This is a genomic window from Colwellia sp. RE-S-Sl-9, assembly GCF_048296855.1.
In the GTDB taxonomy this organism is placed as follows: domain Bacteria; phylum Pseudomonadota; class Gammaproteobacteria; order Enterobacterales; family Alteromonadaceae; genus Pseudocolwellia.
Genome location: NZ_CP182631.1, coordinates 4,531,348 through 4,549,007, shown reverse-complemented (window position 1 = coordinate 4,549,007; position 17,660 = coordinate 4,531,348). Strand labels below are relative to the sequence as shown.

At 34.4% G+C, this 17,660-nt stretch carries 15 protein-coding genes; 10 read left to right on the top strand and 5 right to left on the bottom strand.

Annotated elements, in window-relative coordinates:
- Positions 1 to 44 precede the first annotated feature (44 nt).
- The 4 genes from ACM9HF_RS19825 (at position 45) to ACM9HF_RS19810 (ending at position 5,271) form a co-directional block, all read left to right on the top strand.
- Complete coding sequence (locus tag ACM9HF_RS19825) at positions 45 to 1,217, top strand: phosphoglycerate kinase (RefSeq protein ID WP_473613268.1); 1,173 nt, start codon at positions 45 to 47, stop codon at positions 1,215 to 1,217.
- A gap of 1,218 nt (positions 1,218 to 2,435) precedes the next feature.
- On the top strand, positions 2,436 to 3,476 hold the full coding sequence (fba, locus tag ACM9HF_RS19820) for a class II fructose-bisphosphate aldolase (protein WP_473613267.1): 1,041 nt from the start codon (positions 2,436 to 2,438) through the stop codon (positions 3,474 to 3,476).
- A gap of 207 nt (positions 3,477 to 3,683) precedes the next feature.
- The gene (locus tag ACM9HF_RS19815; RefSeq protein ID WP_473613266.1) at positions 3,684 to 4,502 is read left to right on the top strand and encodes a mechanosensitive ion channel family protein; all 819 of its coding nucleotides are present in this window, start codon (positions 3,684 to 3,686) and stop codon (positions 4,500 to 4,502) included.
- Position 4,503: 1 nt separating this feature from the next.
- Positions 4,504 to 5,271, top strand: a complete 768-nt coding sequence (locus ACM9HF_RS19810; protein WP_473613265.1) for a DUF481 domain-containing protein — start codon at positions 4,504 to 4,506, stop codon at positions 5,269 to 5,271.
- Between the two features lie 90 nt (positions 5,272 to 5,361).
- On the opposite strand, the gene ACM9HF_RS19805 is transcribed toward ACM9HF_RS19810, so the two are convergent.
- Entirely contained in the window at positions 5,362 to 6,945 is a 1,584-nt protein-coding gene (locus ACM9HF_RS19805; RefSeq protein ID WP_473613264.1) for an isocitrate lyase, read from the bottom strand.
- A gap of 375 nt (positions 6,946 to 7,320) precedes the next feature.
- Here ACM9HF_RS19805 and ACM9HF_RS19800 point away from each other — a divergent pair, with 375 nt between their 5' ends.
- From ACM9HF_RS19800 to ACM9HF_RS19780, 5 genes are all read left to right on the top strand, one after another.
- Positions 7,321 to 8,256 (top strand): LysR family transcriptional regulator, encoded by a 936-nt coding sequence (locus ACM9HF_RS19800; protein ID WP_473613263.1) that lies wholly within the window; start codon positions 7,321 to 7,323, stop codon positions 8,254 to 8,256.
- A 28-nt stretch (positions 8,257 to 8,284) separates the two neighbouring features.
- Complete coding sequence (locus ACM9HF_RS19795) at positions 8,285 to 8,665, top strand: CidA/LrgA family protein (protein ID WP_473613262.1); 381 nt, start codon at positions 8,285 to 8,287, stop codon at positions 8,663 to 8,665.
- Positions 8,666 to 8,673: 8 nt separating this feature from the next.
- Positions 8,674 to 9,390 carry an LrgB family protein gene (locus tag ACM9HF_RS19790; protein ID WP_473613261.1) on the top strand — a complete coding sequence of 239 codons (717 nt, stop codon included), beginning with the start codon at positions 8,674 to 8,676 and terminating at the stop codon, positions 9,388 to 9,390.
- A 300-nt stretch (positions 9,391 to 9,690) separates the two neighbouring features.
- A complete protein-coding gene (locus ACM9HF_RS19785; protein WP_473613260.1) occupies positions 9,691 to 11,862 on the top strand; it encodes a malate synthase G in 2,172 nt (723 codons plus the stop codon).
- Positions 11,863 to 12,204: 342 nt separating this feature from the next.
- Positions 12,205 to 12,651, top strand: coding sequence for a hypothetical protein (locus ACM9HF_RS19780; protein WP_473613259.1), 447 nt, complete (start codon positions 12,205 to 12,207; stop codon positions 12,649 to 12,651).
- A gap of 705 nt (positions 12,652 to 13,356) precedes the next feature.
- Here the strand turns inward: ACM9HF_RS19780 and ACM9HF_RS19775 are convergent.
- The gene (locus ACM9HF_RS19775) at positions 13,357 to 14,247 is read right to left on the bottom strand and encodes a hydrogen peroxide-inducible genes activator (RefSeq protein ID WP_473613258.1); all 891 of its coding nucleotides are present in this window, start codon (positions 14,245 to 14,247) and stop codon (positions 13,357 to 13,359) included.
- A 162-nt stretch (positions 14,248 to 14,409) separates the two neighbouring features.
- On the opposite strand from ACM9HF_RS19775, the gene ACM9HF_RS19770 reads away from it, so the two are divergent.
- Entirely contained in the window at positions 14,410 to 14,688 is a 279-nt protein-coding gene (locus ACM9HF_RS19770; protein WP_473613257.1) for a peptidylprolyl isomerase, read from the top strand.
- A 107-nt stretch (positions 14,689 to 14,795) separates the two neighbouring features.
- Here the strand turns inward: ACM9HF_RS19770 and ACM9HF_RS19765 are convergent, their stop codons facing one another.
- The 3 genes from ACM9HF_RS19765 to phoU all read right to left on the bottom strand — a co-directional run bounded on the left by ACM9HF_RS19765 (position 14,796) and on the right by phoU (position 17,627).
- Complete coding sequence (locus ACM9HF_RS19765) at positions 14,796 to 16,061, bottom strand: inorganic phosphate transporter (protein ID WP_473613256.1); 1,266 nt, start codon at positions 16,059 to 16,061, stop codon at positions 14,796 to 14,798.
- A gap of 9 nt (positions 16,062 to 16,070) precedes the next feature.
- Positions 16,071 to 16,751 (bottom strand): TIGR00153 family protein, encoded by a 681-nt coding sequence (locus ACM9HF_RS19760; RefSeq protein ID WP_473613255.1) that lies wholly within the window; start codon positions 16,749 to 16,751, stop codon positions 16,071 to 16,073.
- A 174-nt stretch (positions 16,752 to 16,925) separates the two neighbouring features.
- The gene (phoU, locus tag ACM9HF_RS19755; RefSeq protein ID WP_473613254.1) at positions 16,926 to 17,627 is read right to left on the bottom strand and encodes a phosphate signaling complex protein PhoU; all 702 of its coding nucleotides are present in this window, start codon (positions 17,625 to 17,627) and stop codon (positions 16,926 to 16,928) included.
- Between the last annotated feature and the right edge of the window lie 33 nt (positions 17,628 to 17,660).

Here is a 17,660-nt window from a genome sequence, read left to right as displayed (position 1 = left end):
ATTTAATTTAACAATTTTAATTTAACAAATTATAGGGATCCAAAATGTCTATTATTAAAATGGCCGATCTAGATTTATCACAAAAACGTGTACTTATTAGAGAAGACTTAAACGTACCAATTCAAGACGGAAAAATTACGTCTGATGCTCGCTTAAGAGCGGCATTACCAACGTTAAAGCTAGCTTTAGAAGCTGGCGCTAAAGTGATGGTTATGTCACATTTAGGACGCCCTACTGAAGGCGAAGCTAATGACGAATTTTCATTACAACCTGTTGTTGACTACTTAGCAGCAGCATTGAACTTTCCAGTAAGGTTAGAGAAAGATTACTTAAACGGTGTTGAATCTGTTGCTGGTGAACTGGTTGTATTTGAAAACATACGTTTTAACCTTGGCGAAAAAGCTAACGACGAAGCTCTATCTAAAAAATTAGCCGCATTATGTGACGTTTTTGTTATGGATGCTTTTGGTACTGCTCATCGCGCTCATGCTTCTACACATGGCGTAGCTAAATTTGCTCCTGTCGCTGCTGCGGGTCCTTTACTGTCAGCTGAATTAGAAGCTTTAGGTAAAGCACTTGATAACCCTGCTCGCCCATTAGTTGCAGTAGTAGGTGGTTCAAAGGTTTCTACTAAATTAACAGTTTTAGATGCGTTATCTAAAATTGCCGATGTACTTGTTGTTGGTGGTGGTATTTCAAATACATTTGTTGCCGCTGCCGGTCATGAAGTAGGTAACTCGTTATACGAAAAAGACCTGATTCCTGAAGCACAACGCTTATGTAGAGAAACTGAAGTTATTTTTGCTCAAGACGTAACAACAACAAAAGAAGGCTTTAGTGAATGGAACGATAATTCGGTAACAACCGTTAAAGATCCAAGCGAAATCACAAGCGACGAAGAAATTATCGATTACGGCCCTAAATCAGCAGCACAAGCAGCTGAAATATTAAAAAATGCAAAAACCATTCTTTGGAATGGCCCATGTGGTGTATTTGAGTTTGATGCATTTGCTAAAGGCACTGAAATCGTTGCTCGAGCTATTGCTGAAAGTGATGCCTTTTCAATTGCTGGCGGTGGCGATACTTTAGCCGCTATTGATAAGTTTGACCTTGCAGATCAAGTATCATACATCTCAACAGGCGGTGGCGCATTTTTAGAGTTTGTTGAAGGCAAAGTATTACCCGCTGTTGAAATTTTAGAGCAACGCGGTAAATAGTATTACTTGCTAAAGCATAATTAATTCAGCCTGTTTCATATAATCGAAACAGGTTGAATTACAATTTAACATTTATACTAAACACTTCTTTATTTATCTTAATCTTCAAACTTTTTTAATAAACAAACTAAAACGTGTGACCTCAGGGGTATATTTTTGCAATAGCTAACCTCAACTCGGGTTAATGAATGTTAGATAATGAATTAAAATTATTATTTATCAAAACCTTAACCTGTACCGTTGTTTTCCTAAGTTATATTCGTCTCTCAACATTGATATTTTTGTGTATAACAAGGCGAATTTTTCTATCTAATAGCTAGCTATTAGTAATAAATTCAACGAAGTTAGGCATAAAAATAGCTTGTTGAGTAACTTTGCTTATCCCGAGCTGAGGTTAGCTAGTTTTGTTATTATGTAAAGCTTCGTTTTTTAATACGTGGTTATTCTACTTAAGAAAACGATAACGCAGCAGAAATACCCAACTAGCGTTGCTTTACTCGTTCATTTAAATAAAATTTAAACCCAAAAGGTCAACGCGCACTAATATATACCCGTTATCATTCAAGATGCAGGTTTCAGTGGGAACTAAAAACAATTTAGGCACAGATTTTACGCTCCAAATTTAATCTAAGGTCTACATCCATGTATGCAAGGCATTAAGTTTACGTTATGGTTATTCTCGGTAACTACTCCTGCTTTCCCCTAATGTCCTAGATCCATGTAGGAACCCGACTAAAGTTAATAACGAAGCATAAATTGTTTTTAGACCCATCGAAGAAGCGCTTGAGCAAAATCACTTCATCAACAGTGCTTTTTATAAGGGGACGCCATTATTACAAAGCAGTGCCTTGAATTGATATCGCTCAAGCACTCTGAAATAGCCTCTCGATTGGTAACCGGTATACATAGATATTTTTGTGTCCTTATAAAATATATAAATTTAAAAGCCAAAAAAAATATAAAAAATTAAAACAGCTTTTGTTGTAAAATTACATAAATTTCGAAACGAAACATACAAAAACCATCTTTATCATCAAATATTGTTGTAAAATTAGTACATTCTCCCATAAAAAGCTTAAAACATAGATTTCATAGCATTACATCCCAAAATTTCGCTATGCTAATGTGTATTTTTTTCTGATACAATTACACCATGAAACATATTTTGTTTCGAAACGAAACCAATCAAAAGTCTATTTAAACTTTAGGAGTGTTGTAATGGCATTAATTTCTATGCGTCAAATGTTAGATCATGCGGCGGAATATGGTTATGGAATACCTGCATTTAATGTAAATAATCTTGAGCAAGTTAGAGCTATTATGCTCGCTGCTAACGAAACAAATAGCCCTGTAATTTTACAAGCTTCCGCTGGAGCAAGAGCCTATGCAGGAGCCCCATTCTTAAAACATTTAATACTAGCAGCCATAGAAGAATTCCCACATATTCCTGTTGTAATGCATCAAGATCACGGCACTTCACTTGCTATATGCCAACGCGCTATTCAGTTAGGCTTCTCTTCAGTTATGATGGACGGCTCATTACTTGAAGACGGAAAAACCCCTTCGAGTTATGAATATAATGTAGATGTAACTAGACGAACAGTAGAAATAGCACATGCTTGTGGTGTATCTGTAGAAGGAGAGTTGGGTTGTTTAGGCTCTTTAGAAACAGGTATGGCTGGAGAAGAAGATGGCGTTGGAGCTGAAGGTATATTAGATAAAGAACAAATGCTCACAGATCCTGAAGAAGCCGCCGACTTTGTGGCTAAAACTAATGTAGATGCATTAGCTATTGCATGTGGCACATCTCATGGTGCTTATAAATTTACTCGCCCACCTACTGACGACATTCTTGCAATTGATCGTATTAAAGCGATTAACAAACGCATACCTAATACTCATCTCGTTATGCATGGTTCTTCATCAGTACCACAAGATTGGTTAGCTATCATCAACGAAAATGGTGGAGCTATTAATGAAACATACGGTGTACCTATTGAGCAAATTCAAGAAGGTATTAAAAACGGCGTAAGAAAAATTAATATTGATACTGACTTACGTTTAGCTTCAACAGGTGCAATTAGACGTTATATGGCTGAAAACCCAGCTGAATTTGATCCACGTAAATATTTGGCGCAGTCAGTAAAGGCGATGCACTCTATTTGTAAAGATAGATACGAAGCTTTTGGAACTGCTGGTAATGCCAGTAAAATCAATCCTGTATCGCTAGATAATATGTGTAAAAAATATAATAGTTAAATTCAGCAGCGTTTGAACTATAAAAAGGGTAAATATAATTTTTATATTTACCCTTTTTTATTATCTGATGAACAATATCCCAAACCATATAAAAATATTTAACAAAATATTAACATTTTTTCATCCCCTACCTTTTTATAATAAAAAACATGCTATATACTCTTTTTGTTCTAAAATAAAAAACATACACAACTAAAGGATAAACACATGGACATGATCAACAAATGGTTTTCAGAAAACCAAGGCTTATTTCTACAATATTTAATTGATTTTGCTATCGCTATTGCGATCATCGTCATCGGTAAATGGGTTGCAAGACTTATAAGTAATACGATTATTAAAGTTATGCTTGCTAAGAATATTGATAAAGCCGTTTCAAGCTTTGTAGGTAGTATTTTATTTAGCCTAATATTCTTCGTTTCTATTATTGCTGCTATTTCTCACATGGGCTTTAATACAACATCTCTAGTCGCTATTATTGGTGCTGCTGGTTTAGCTGTTGGTTTAGCACTTCAAGGTTCTTTATCTAACTTTGCTTCAGGTGTATTACTTATCGTATTAAAACCGTTTAAAAGTGGTGACTTTGTAGAAGTAGCGGGTACTGCAGGCGTAGTTGAAGAAATTCACATATTTTCTACACAGTTAAGATCTGGTGATAATAAAACAGTCATTATTCCAAATTCAGCAATTACTGGCGGTACAATTACTAACTATTCGACTAAACCTACACGTAGAATCGATTTAGTTATTGGTGTAAGCTACGACGCCGATCTTGCTAAAACTAAAGAAATATTAGCTAAAATAGCAAATGAACATGAATTAGTATTAAAAGATCAGGCTGTAACTATTGGTGTAAGTGAACTAGCTGATAGTTCTGTAAATTTAGTGCTTCGTCCTTGGGTTAAATCGGCAGATTACTGGCCAGTATACTTTGAATTATTAGAAACAATTAAAGTGTCTCTAGACGAAGCTGGCATTGAAATCCCTTACCCACAAATGGGTTTGCACATGAATAAAGAAGACTAATATGGACCATAAATTAATTGTAGCCGCGTCTCTTGGCTTAACATTAACTAGCTCAGTAGCCTTAGCTGCTGAGCCAGCTGAAAAGTCAGCAATAACATCATCTGCTGAATTAGGTATGCTTTTTAAATCAGGTAATACAAGAAGTACCGATTTAAAGGCCGGATACGATTTAAAATACGAAAAAGATTTATGGCGTAGCACACTTGCTTTTGACTTATTAATCAAAAAAGCAGATACAATACAAGCTGACGGCTCTGAAAACTTTGAAACCACAGATCAAAAGTGGACCATTGAATCAAAAACCAATTACACCTTAAATAAAGCTAAAAAAAGCTATGTATATGGTGACTTAGCTTATGAAGATAGTAAAACAGGCAACTTTGATAGCCAAAGTTCACTTTCGGCTGGTTGGGGTCGTGAATGGTATAAAACAGAAGTCGCTTCTTTTTTCGCAGATATTGGTCCAGGTTATAAGCGTGACGTATTAAAAGATAGTGACGTAACTAACAGTGCATTTATTGTTCAAGCTCAAGTACTTTATTTAAGAAAAATAAATAACTTTGTTCAATTTAAACAAACATTAAGTGCTAAATATGCGCCAAAATCAGGTGAAAATAGTAAGTATAAAGCTGAATCTTCAATTACCACTAAATTAATTGAAACATTACAGTTAAAGTTTTCATTTAAAATAGACCATAATACTGAAGTTGCAGAGGGTAATGAAAGAACAGATACCCAAACAGCTATTACGCTAGTGTATAGTTTTTAAAACCATATTTTTTCGTAATTCTACTTATAAAAAAACCGTACAAATGTACGGTTTTTTATTGTCTGCTTTTTATACAGTCGGTATAAAAAACTAAAACTGATTAGACGTATTTTTCTCACCACCAGCTTTAAGTGCATTTTCGCCAGCAAAATATTCTTTGTGATCATCTCCAATATCAGATCCTGACATGTTCTGATGCTTAACACAGGCGATACCTTGACGTATCTCTTTACGTTGTACACCTTCAACATAACCCAGCATAGCGGCATCACCAAAGTACTCTTTAGCTAAATTATCTACTGATAATGCTGTAGTGTGATAAGTAGGAAGTGTGATCAAGTGATGGAAGATTCCGGCATCGCGAGAAGTATCTGATTGAAAGCTACGGATCTTATCGTCAGCTCGTTTAGACAACTCAGTATTGTCGTACTCAACATTCATTAAATCAGCACGAGTATAACTAGAAACATCTTCACCAGCTTCAACCATGGCATCATAAGCTTGCTGACGGAAGTTAAGCGTCCAGTTAAATGATGGGCTGTTATTATAAACAAGCTTAGCGTTTGGTATTTCTTTACGAACTTCATTCATCATAGCGGTAATATCTGCAACATTTGGTGTTGCTGTTTCAATCCAAAGAAGATCAGCTCCCGCCTTGATAGCTTCAATACTATCAAATACACAACGCTCTTCTCCCGTACCTTCACGAAACTGATATAAACCAGAAGGTAAACGCTTAGGACGTACAATTTTACCATTTCGGTTAAAACATACATCACCTTCAGCCATGTTAGCTACATCAACTTCTTCAACGTCGAGATAAGAATTATATTGATCACCTTGATCACCCGGTTCTTTAACGACTGCGATCTCTTTAGTAAGACCAGCACCTTCAGAATCTGTACGAGCAACAATAATACCATTATCGATACCTAACTCTAAGAAAGCGTGACGTAATGCACGGATCTTAGAGTGAAAATCAGCATGTGGCACCGTCACTTTTCCATCTTGATGACCACATTGTTTTTCATCAGCAACTTGATTTTCAATTTGAAGTGCACAGGCACCTGCTTCAATCATTTGCTTAGCCATTAAATATGTAGCTTCTGCGTTACCAAAACCTGCATCAATATCAGCAATAATAGGCACAACATGAGTAACATGATTATCAATTTGGTACTGAATAGCCGCTTTATCTGCCTCATCTGCGTTGTCTAGTTTACGAAAGAGATCACCTAATTCACGCGCATCAGCTTGACGTAAGAAAGTGTAAAGCTCTTTAACTAAGGTAGCTACAGTAGTTTTTTCATGCATAGACTGATCAGGAAGAGGCCCTAATTCACTACGTAACGCAGCAACCATCCAACCAGAAAGGTACAAATAGCGACGATCTGTTTTACCACCAAAATGTTTTTTGATAGAAATCATTTTTTGTTGACCAACAAAACCATGCCAGCAACCTAAAGATTGCGTATATTTAGAGCTATCAGCATCATAAGCTTCCATATCAGCACGCATGATATTCGCAGTATACTGAGCGATATCTAAACCCGTTTTGAACTTATTTTGTATTCTCATACGTGCAACTGATTCTGGGTTAATAGCATCCCAAGAATCTCCAGCTTGTGACTTAATTTTTTTTACTGCCTCAATAGCACTTTGGTAAGTAGACATGGTTATCTCCAATTTTTTATATTTATCTAAGTAAGTTTACTGAAAACTTAGCATTAGAATTTATGATTAAAATCAGTTGATGTTATGTAGTAACAACTGAAACAATACAAAACTAACAACACAAAGATTAATTGATCGACAAACATTTACTAAATATATATAATCTATCCCTACCATCATTAAAATAAATACAACGTATTATTTTTATACAAAATAATAATTAAAACCTTTAATTACAATAGTTAATTAAAAATACATTATTTTCAAACAGGCGTATAAAAACCAAAAAGTAAATTAAGTTAAAAAATGACTTAATGTACCTAGATACAAATGAAATATACTTCATTTATAATTTAACTACGGGCTATTAATATCATGAATATTTCAAAAATAGATTTAAACCTTCTTATTTATTTAGACGTGTTATTAAGAGAGAAAAACGTAACAAGGGCAGCTAGCCAATTAAATATTACTCAACCTGCTATGAGTAACGGATTAAAGCGATTAAGAACTTTATTTAATGATCCGATTCTAGTGAGAACTTCCGATGGAATGGTGCCTACGGAGAGATCAAGAGCTTTAGCTCCTGCTATAAGAAAAATTTTATTAGAGCTAGAAGAAGCACTACAAGGTGAAGAAGAGTTTAACGTTGAAAAGAGTCAACGTGTTTTTAGAATTATGGCTAGCGACTACGCAGCTTCTACTCTATTACCTATCCTCCTTAAAAAAGTTAATAGAATAGCACCCAACGTGACTATTGATATAATGACACCAAGTGATGTAACGTTTCATGACGTTGAAGCAGGTAAAATTGATATGGCCATTAACCGCTTTGATGAACTGCCTCAATCATTCCATCAAAAAACGGTATGGCGAGATACATTTTCTTGTTTATTAAGTGCAGATAATCCAGTAGTTGCTAAGTTTAACTTAAACAGTTACCTCTCATCTAAGCATGTTTGGGTATCTAAAACAGGTTTTGGTGTAGGTGTAGGAATGGATCCTAAAGACGTACAAAAACTAGGTTGGGTAGATGAATCATTAGCGAGACTTGGCAAAAAACGAGATATAAAAGTTTTCACTCGTAACTACCATGTAGCCATGCAATTAGCCTATGAAGATGGTTTAGTTGCAACATTACCAACTAAAGCAGCTATGCTACATAAGAACGATAATAACTACACGATTGTTAGCCCTCCTTTCGATATCCCAGATATTGAACTTAAAATGATTTGGAGCCCACTTTTACATCACGATGCTAGCCACATATGGTTTAGACAACTTGTTGTTGAAGCAGCGTCAGAATGCTAATTAAAGTTATTCAATAAGGTTCCATATAATGAAAGATATTATTTATAGTATTTTAGCTGTTACAGGCTGTGTCGTTATAGGAAAGCTTACCGTCTATCTCATTGGAGGATTACCTTCTAGTTTGTATGGTTTAATATGTTTTACCTTACTGTTGCATTTTAAAATATTATCTGTAGATAGAATAAAATTAAGTATTGAATGGGCCATTAAAAATATGAGTATTTGCTTTGTTCCTGCTGGGGTTGGAATTATTGAACACTTCGAATTAATTCAACAACACGGCCTAGCTATCGTTTTTATTATATTTATGAGTACATTTATTCTGCTTACCATTGTTGGGTTACTTTTTGAGAGAACAATGAAAAAGCAAAATAATACACAAACAACAAGTCACTCGACATCTTTGTAATATAAACTATGCTTATAGATCAATTACCTTCAGTAGTACTATCAACCATACTTATAGTATCTACGATAGGCATTTACCAAGCATTTACCAAAATGCAGATTAAATCAAAAGCTATATGGATAAACCCTTTGTTGCTATCTATTTTTGTTATTGCAATATTTATACTTTATATAGATATGCCATTTCAGCAATACTTTGAATCAACACAACTACTGACTAATCTTATAGAGCCTGCAGTAGTTGCACTAGGTTTTCCTTTATATCAGCAATTACATACGATAAAACGTCAATGGAAAGTCATCGTATTATTATTAACATTAGGTGTATTTATTGTTATTCCTGTAAGTATGTTACTAACAATGTCGCTTATTGCTATACCAGAAATTGCAGTGTCTTTATCTTTAAAGTCAGTCACTACCCCCATAGGAATATCGCTTACAGAGGCATTAAACGGTAATAGCGCAATCACAGCATTTGCTATTATTCTTGCCGGTTTTTTTGGCGCATTATTAGGGCCTAGTTGGCTAAATTTTATTAATGTAAAATCTGCTGAGGCCCAAGGTTTAGCAATTGGTGCAGCAAGCCATGCACTAGGCACAGCAACGATAAGTAAGATCAGTTACGAACATTCTGCTTATGGATCTTTAGCTTTAATTTTATCAGCTGTAATTACAGCAATAGTAAGCCCTTTTTTAATTCCTTTTATGTTTTTTTACTTTATTTAACGATTTAAAAAGTAATTATTAAAAATTTTAAACTAGAAATTTATCGACTTACATTCATGAGAGACCACAAAAAACAAAGTTTAAATTCACACAATGAATAATACTTATCATGAATTTAAATAAAAAGCACAAAATAAAATTAAAACATTAAAATACAAACAGTTAAAATAAAAACATATTATTTAAGTTAAATTTAAAATTTAATGCAGTTAGCATAGATTGCATTACCTTAGAAAAAGAAATAAATTTTGAAAGAAATAATGAATCATTTCAACATCAATACAACCATGGATAAAAATCATGTCTACTAGAAAAAATATTGATAATTTACAAATAGATGAAAAATTTTATAACTTTATTGCCCATGAAGTTCTACCTGGAATTGATGTTAACAATGACACTTTTTGGAGGGATTTCTCTAAGCTTATAACTGACCTAAGCCCCATAAATAAAAACTTACTCGCTATACGAGAAAGCATGCAGGAAAAAATTGATCAATGGCATCAAGAAAATTCAGGCGAGTTATTTAACTTCAAACAATATAAACAGTTCTTAAAAGCAATAAACTACATCGCTACAGAAGCACCAAATTTTAATATTTCAACATCAAACGTAGACGATGAATTAGCAATATTAGCCGGCCCTCAGCTTGTAGTCCCTGTAATGAATGCTCGATTTGCACTCAATGCAGTAAATGCCCGCTGGGGAAGTTTATATGATGCATTATATGGTAGCGATATAATATCTGATGAGAACGGCGCTGAAAAAGCAACGCAGTACAATCCACTACGTGGTAATAAAGTAATAGCCTTTGGAAGAGACTTTCTTGATAAAACAATTCCTTTAGCAAATGCTAGCCATAGTGATGTAGTTAAATACGAAGTCATTGACAATAGCCTTGTCGCCAAACTTAGTAATAACGAAACAACTCAGCTTCAAACACCCCAATTATTCAAAGGCTATACAGGTGAAATCCAATCACCCAAAGCATTGCTATTTGTACAAAACGGTTTGCACTTTGAAATCAACTTTAATTCAGCAAGTGAAATAGCTAAAACAGACAAAGCAGGCATAAGCGACATCACCTTAGAGTCAGCATTAACCACCATAATGGATTGTGAAGATTCAGTAGCTGCAGTAGACGTTGAAGATAAAATTACTACCTATAAAAACTGGCTAGGCTTAAACAAAGGTAATTTAGAAGAATCTATTATTAAAAATGGTAAAAGCATAAAACGTGTAATGGCAAAAGATCGAATATACCAAGGCCTAAGTGATAATGAAATTATCTTAAAAGGTCGTAGTTTAATGTTTGTTCGTAATGTAGGTCATTTAATGACAACACCTGCAATATTAGATCAACACAATAACGAAGTACCTGAAGGTATAGTTGATGCCGTTATTACTTCATTAATTGCTATGCATAATATTAAAAACAGCCAAACTATTAAAAACTCTCGCAAAAAATCAATTTATATTGTAAAACCTAAAATGCATGGCCCTGAAGAAGTCGCCTTTACTAATACATTATTTGAACGTGTTGAACACATGCTGTCTTTGCCTAAGCTTACAATAAAAATGGGCATAATGGATGAAGAACGTAGAACCAGTATTAATTTAAAATCATGTATTTATGCAGCTAAAGAACGTGTTGTATTTATTAATACTGGCTTTTTAGATAGAACCGGTGATGAAATACACACCTCTATGTGTGCTGGTCCTTTTGCTCGAAAAGCAGAAATTAAAAACAAAGTATGGATTGGCGCTTACGAAAACAACAATGTAGATATTGGTTTGGCCTGTGGGTTTAGCGGTAAAGCACAAATAGGTAAAGGCATGTGGGCCATTCCAGATCAAATGAAAAACATGCTTACCTCTAAAATTGACCACCCAAAATCAGGCGCATCAACAGCTTGGGTCCCTTCACCAACAGCAGCAACGCTACACGCTCTGCATTATCATGAGGTAAACGTATTTGATGTCCAGAAAAAATTATTAAAAAGAATACCTGCTTCAGTAGATGATATTCTTACTATCCCACTTGCAGATGAAATTAACTGGTCTGAAGAAGAAATCATCAATGAAATAGATAACAACGTGCAGGGCATATTGGGTTATGTTGTACGCTGGATAGATCAAGGCATTGGCTGTTCAAAAGTGCCTGATATAAATAATGTTGCATTAATGGAAGATAGAGCTACATTACGTATTTCTAGTCAGCACATAGCCAACTGGATTAAGCACAATGTTTGTACTAAAGAACAAGTGATGCAAAGTTTTACTAAAATGGCAAAAATAGTAGATGAACAAAATAAAAACGATCCGCTTTATGTACCCATTGCTGATCATTTAGATAATAGTTTAGCTTTTGAAGCAGCAACACAACTCGTATTTTTAGGGGAAAGCCAGCCAAGCGGCTATACAGAGCCTCTTTTACACCATTATCGTACGCTAAAAAAACAAGCTCATTAGTTAAAAATTAGCACAGCCCTATCGGTATGTAGATAGGGCTAATTATAGAGATAATCCATTTTAATCATCTATAACCCCCCCTTTAAATCCAATAAAATAGCCTATTAAATAAATTGATTACTCTGTATATTTACACAGTTTTTATGTATATTTATTTAGTTAAAACAATATTTGTCTATTAATCACGCTGTTTATCTTGATAATTATGTTATTTATCTTATAAAATTAGCATTAAAAGTGTAGGAAGTTATATTGTCAATGATATATAATTAGTTACATTTTTATCTACTGTTTAACTTACAACAAGCCATCGAACAGATAATAAACATAATGGAATTAACAATGAAATCTAAAGTCGTCTCAGTATTTATAACAACCGTACTTTGTACAGTTGCTTTATGCTCTACTATTTCTCATGCTGCAGACAAACAGTTTATTGTTCAAACAGTAACTTATACCACTTCAGGTATCTCATCTAACCAAGTGATAAAACTTGTTGAAGAACATAAAAAAATAAATATATTTTCAATAAATAGTTTTAATGAAGTTATTAATAGGCCTTTACTCAATCTAACATCATCTATTCCTAGTGAATACATACCTGCATCTAGTTTCACTAAAAAGAATGAAATATTTGAATTAGCAACTATCTTTAATGACAAATTACAGCAAATTCTCGCTAAATTATCTTTTAATCAAACCTCTCAAAGTAAAGATCACTTAATGCATGGTGATACACCTAAAGATAAAAACGCTATTCAATGTAAAAACAGCAAAAACCTACATTAATTGATTATTCTAATAAGTGGTCTTATTGATTAATAAGCCACTTACTTGTTTATTCACAGATTCCAATTTAACATCTTATAAAAACGTATCTTTTCTAGTATCTCTTTAATTAGGTCTATAGATCTTTTATGTTTATTTTTGTTCGAATTAAATATTTATTGATCTCGCCGCAAGGAGTGTAGCATAGTCGCTCTATATAAAATCCTCACCTACAGGAAGTAGATGCTTAGGTTCAGTCTGGAACGATGAACCTGTGTATATGACCATTTATTCTTCGTGTAAAATAGGTCAATTCATTCATGCGTTTCGTACTTAAGAAAACGATAACACAGCAGAAATGCCAAACTAGCATTGCCTTACAGGTTCATTTAAACGCCATTCACTCGTTGGTGTTGCTCTTTTACATAGAATGACGCCTAAATTAAATAGCATTTAATTTGAACAAAATGTATACCTAACCTCAGCTCGGGATAAGCAAAGTTACTCAACAAGCTATTTTTACGTCTAACTTCGTTGAATTTATTACTAATAGCCAGCTATTAGATAGAAAAATTCGCCTTGTTATACACAAAAATATCAATGTTGAGAAGCTAATATAGCTTAGGAAAACAACGATACACATTAAGCCTTTGATAAATAATAACTTTAATTCATTCGCTAACATTCATTAACCCGAGTTGAGGTTACCTAAAAGGCCTAAACGCTCTAAAGAAGATCAGAGATTAAGTCCGCTAATTTTAAAAACAACTGCTGTCGAACAGTGGTAGGACGCCACATAATACCAATATCTCTGTACATAGAATTATCAAGCTTTGTAATGGTTAAGTTTTCATTTACTCCAACCCCCTTCTTAACCGCCATACTCGGTAAAAAAGTCATTCCGTTATGATATGACGTCATTTGTATTAAAGTAGAAATACTAGATGCTAAGAAAGGATTTATGAGACTTTTATCGGTAAAGTTACAAGCTGATACAGCATGATCTGTTAAACAATGTTCTTCAGACAATAAAAAAACACTTTGTGGTGGCAAACCTTTATAGTCTTTATTCTCCGAATAATGTCTTACTAACTCACTATTACCTGCCAAATAAAATGAATCTTTACCTACGACTTTACTTTTAAAACCGTGTTTGCCAACGGGTAAAGCCAGTACAATTAAATCAATCTCACCGTTGGCTAACATTAGCATGAGGTTTTCTGTTGTACTCTCTATTAAATATAGTGAAAGATCCGGTATATTTTTTTGACAGGAATGTAAAAAATCAGTCAATAAATAAGGAGCTATGGTATGAATACAACCTATTCTAATTGACCCACCATTAGGGTTTCCTTGTTGTTGAGCATAGGTAACCAGCTCATTAGTAGACACTAATAGCTCTCTCGCCATTTTTACAATAGATAAGCCCTGTGCAGTAAAAATAAAAGATTTATGATCTCTTTCAATTAACTGACAGTGAAGTTGTTCTTCAAGTTTTAATATCGCGCTACTTAATGTTGATTGGCTTACATAACAAGCTGCTGCAGCCCGATTAAAGTTTTGATGTTCATGTAAAGACAAAAAATATTGTAAATGTTTTAAATTAGGCAAATTCATTCGTTTAAGTCATGCTGTAATAATACTTGTGTTGATATCATCTATCTTTTAGTTACTTTCTTCAATCACCAATAAAATTAAAAATAAACTAATCACGGTTTAAATGATCGAAAAATTACGATATTGTTCGACTAATTATAAAATAACACTTAAGGAAAGTTTATGAGTCAAGCGTCAGCTCGTCACCTATTAGTAGATACTGAAGAAGAATGTTTAGCACTTAAAGCAGAAATAGAAGCAGGTAAAGACTTTGCTAAAGTTGCTAAAGAGCATTCAAATTGCCCCTCTAAAGCACAAGGTGGAGAATTAGGCTCATTTGGTCGTGGTCAAATGGTACCTGAGTTTGATGAAGTAGTATTCAGTGCAGAACTTAACAAAGTTCAAGGTCCTGTTAAAACACAATTTGGTTACCATTTATTAGAAGTTACTGCTCGTACGTAATAGATTAGTATTTATTAAAAAGCCCCGATAATGATAAATTATCGGGGCTTTTTTACGTTTGTTAAAAACCAGCCTAATAACTTAGCTTGGCACGTTAATCACTACAATTAAGTAAAATAAGCTTCTAGTATCCAGAAAAATAGGATTGAAAGCCCAGCACCAACTGGTAACGTAATAACCCATGAAATAACAATATTGCGCACTACACCTAAGTTAATAGCAGCAATACCACGCGCCATTCCTACACCTAATACTGCACCAACTAATGTTTGCGTTGTTGAAATAGGAAGCCCTGTACCTGAAGCAATAACAACAGTACAAGCCGCAGCTAATTCTGCAGCAAATCCTCTACTTGGAGTTAAATGCGTTATACCGTTTCCGATAGTTGCAATAACCTTGTGTCCAAATAATGCAAGACCCGCAACAATACCAAAGCCACCGAGTGGTAATATCCACCAAGCAATAGCGGCTTTCTTAGCTATTTCACCATTATTACTAATAATACTTTCAACGGCTGCTAGTGGCCCTATAGCGTTAGCTACATCGTTTGAACCGTGAGCAAATGCCATACAACATGCTGTTACTATCATTAAAACAGCAAACACTTTTTCTACGTTAGCATAAAGCGTTGTTTTAGCTGCTTTTTCGTTAAACTTAAGACGAGAGATAAATATTTTACCAATAACAGCGACTACGAGTGCAACAATAATCGCGTAAATATAACCTTCTTGCACACCAATTTCTAAACCAATATGTTTTAAACCTTTTTTAATGGTTACTAGCGCTAATACAAAGCCTGCTAAAAACATATAAAAAGGCACATAACGTTTAGCTTGCTTTAAAGGGTTATCTGTATCAAAAATGAGTTTTTGTGCACTGTTAAATATAGCAAAAGCAATGACCCCCGATATGAGAGGCGTTACTATCCAACTACCTACAATACCTCCTACTTTCCCCCAAGCAACAGTATCAGGACTCACACCAATAGCAGCAAAACCAATAATAGCGCCAACAATTGAATGAGTCGTTGAAACAGGCCAGCCAAGTATTGATGCTATCAATAACCAAGTTGCCGCAGCAAAAAGAGCTGAAATCATGCCAAATACAAGTAATTCAGGCGAATCAACAAAATAACTTGAGTCAATAATACCTTTACGAATAGTCGATGTAACTTCACCACCAGCTAAATAAGCACCTGCAAATTCGAAAATCATCGCAATAATAATTGCTTGCTTAATGGTTAATGCTTTAGAGCCAACAGAGGTTCCCATTGCATTTGCAACATCGTTAGCACCTATGCCCCACGCCATAAAAAAGCCAACAACTGCAGCCATTATGATGAGAGTTGAGCCACTCGAAATTAAAATATCCATTACTAACCCTTATTTTCTCGCCAACATAATTTCTAAACGAGCACCTACGCGCTCCGCTATATCGGCAAGTTCGCCCACCCAGTCGATGATTTGATATAAAAACATCACATCTACGGGGTTTAAATCGGCTTCAATTGCTAATAATTCTTGTCTAATCTTGATTTGCATTGAGTCAGTGTCATTTTCAATTAAATCTAATTGAAGGATCATTTTCTCAACCAACTCAACTTCAATACCTCTAAAGCCGGTTTCTAATAAATCATCTAATTCATTAATCGCTTCCGTTGCTTTTTCAATAGCATCTAAATTACGTTCTAAATAAGCAATAAAAGACACTTGTAACGATTCAGGTATAACAATTTTACGCCCTAAAACACGCCCTGCAATGTCTTTACTTTTATTTGCTATTTTGTCTTGCTTAGAGAGTAGCTCAAGTAAATCTGTACGTTCAACGGGCATAAATAAACCACCCGGTAACCCTAACCTGATTTGGCGCTTTAACGCATCAGCTTCTTTTTCAAACGTTGATATTTTAGTTCGGATTTCAGCAGCTTTGTCCCAGTCGAGTGCGGTACAAGCATTGAAAAAAGGAATGAGTTGTTTACTACACTTAGCAACCAACCTGATGTGTTTTTCTAGTGGTTTGATAGGAGACTTAGCAAAGACACCTAATATTGTGTTTCTGGCCATAATAATTTCCAGTAAAGGGTTCTCTTTATTGTAATTCGCGGCGGATATTAACTTATTTGCTATAATTAGCAAATGCTTTGTCGACGAACAACGATAAAATAAAGACCTTTAATTTAAAGTGTGGGGATAACTTATTTAATATAAGTTACCAAATTATTAAATGAGTTAAATAAATTATATTTTTTTCATATCTTCAACGCTGGTATGACGCACAACTTTACCTTTTACAAAATAAATAATGTACTCACATATATTTTGACAACGATCGCCAATACGCTCTAATGCCCTTGCAGACCATATAACACTCATCACTTGAGGAATCGAACGAGGATCTTCCATCATATAGGTCATTAATTGGCGCATTAACGCTTCATATTCACGATCTATTTTTTCATCTATTTGATGAATTTTGAATGCCGCCTCCACATCCATACGCGTAAAAGCATCAAGTGTAAGTTGTAAACACTCTAAAACTCTACGACCTAAATTATCTAAATTTAGTAAAAGCTCTTTATGCTTACTGGTTAAACTCTCTAGCGTTACCTTTGCTATTTTTGTAGCTTCGTCACCAATACGTTCTAAGTCTGCGATGGTTTTTATGATCGCCATCACTAAACGTAAATCGCCTGCGGCAGGCTGGCGCTTAGCTATAACACGCGTACATTCATCATCAATAACAACTTCAAGGTTATTGACTTGATAATCATTTGAAAGTACTTTTTTAGCTAAGTCTTCATCACCTTGACTTACCGACTCTAAGGCTTCATTTAGTTGTTTTTCAACTAAACCACCCATCTGCATTACAAGATTAATAATGCGTTCTAAATCTTCGTTAAATTGTCCCGATATATGACGACTTATATTTAAACTGTCCATGCCTCACCTTTTATAATTTATGGTATTTATTGA

Coding starts and splice junctions, on each gene's coding strand:
- ACM9HF_RS19790 (WP_473613261.1), top strand. CDS start 8,674: ATGCTTATAGATCAATTACCTTCAGTAGTACTATCAACCATACTTATA.
- ACM9HF_RS19775 (WP_473613258.1), bottom strand. CDS start 14,247: ATGAATTTGCCTAATTTAAAACATTTACAATATTTTTTGTCTTTACAT.
- ACM9HF_RS19770 (WP_473613257.1), top strand. CDS start 14,410: ATGAGTCAAGCGTCAGCTCGTCACCTATTAGTAGATACTGAAGAAGAA.
- ACM9HF_RS19780 (WP_473613259.1), top strand. CDS start 12,205: ATGAAATCTAAAGTCGTCTCAGTATTTATAACAACCGTACTTTGTACA.
- fba (WP_473613267.1), top strand. CDS start 2,436: ATGGCATTAATTTCTATGCGTCAAATGTTAGATCATGCGGCGGAATAT.
- phoU (WP_473613254.1), bottom strand. CDS start 17,627: ATGGACAGTTTAAATATAAGTCGTCATATATCGGGACAATTTAACGAA.
- ACM9HF_RS19805 (WP_473613264.1), bottom strand. CDS start 6,945: ATGTCTACTTACCAAAGTGCTATTGAGGCAGTAAAAAAAATTAAGTCA.
- ACM9HF_RS19825 (WP_473613268.1), top strand. CDS start 45: ATGTCTATTATTAAAATGGCCGATCTAGATTTATCACAAAAACGTGTA.
- ACM9HF_RS19795 (WP_473613262.1), top strand. CDS start 8,285: ATGAAAGATATTATTTATAGTATTTTAGCTGTTACAGGCTGTGTCGTT.
- ACM9HF_RS19810 (WP_473613265.1), top strand. CDS start 4,504: ATGGACCATAAATTAATTGTAGCCGCGTCTCTTGGCTTAACATTAACT.
- ACM9HF_RS19785 (WP_473613260.1), top strand. CDS start 9,691: ATGTCTACTAGAAAAAATATTGATAATTTACAAATAGATGAAAAATTT.
- ACM9HF_RS19800 (WP_473613263.1), top strand. CDS start 7,321: ATGAATATTTCAAAAATAGATTTAAACCTTCTTATTTATTTAGACGTG.
- ACM9HF_RS19765 (WP_473613256.1), bottom strand. CDS start 16,061: ATGGATATTTTAATTTCGAGTGGCTCAACTCTCATCATAATGGCTGCA.
- ACM9HF_RS19760 (WP_473613255.1), bottom strand. CDS start 16,751: ATGGCCAGAAACACAATATTAGGTGTCTTTGCTAAGTCTCCTATCAAA.
- ACM9HF_RS19815 (WP_473613266.1), top strand. CDS start 3,684: ATGGACATGATCAACAAATGGTTTTCAGAAAACCAAGGCTTATTTCTA.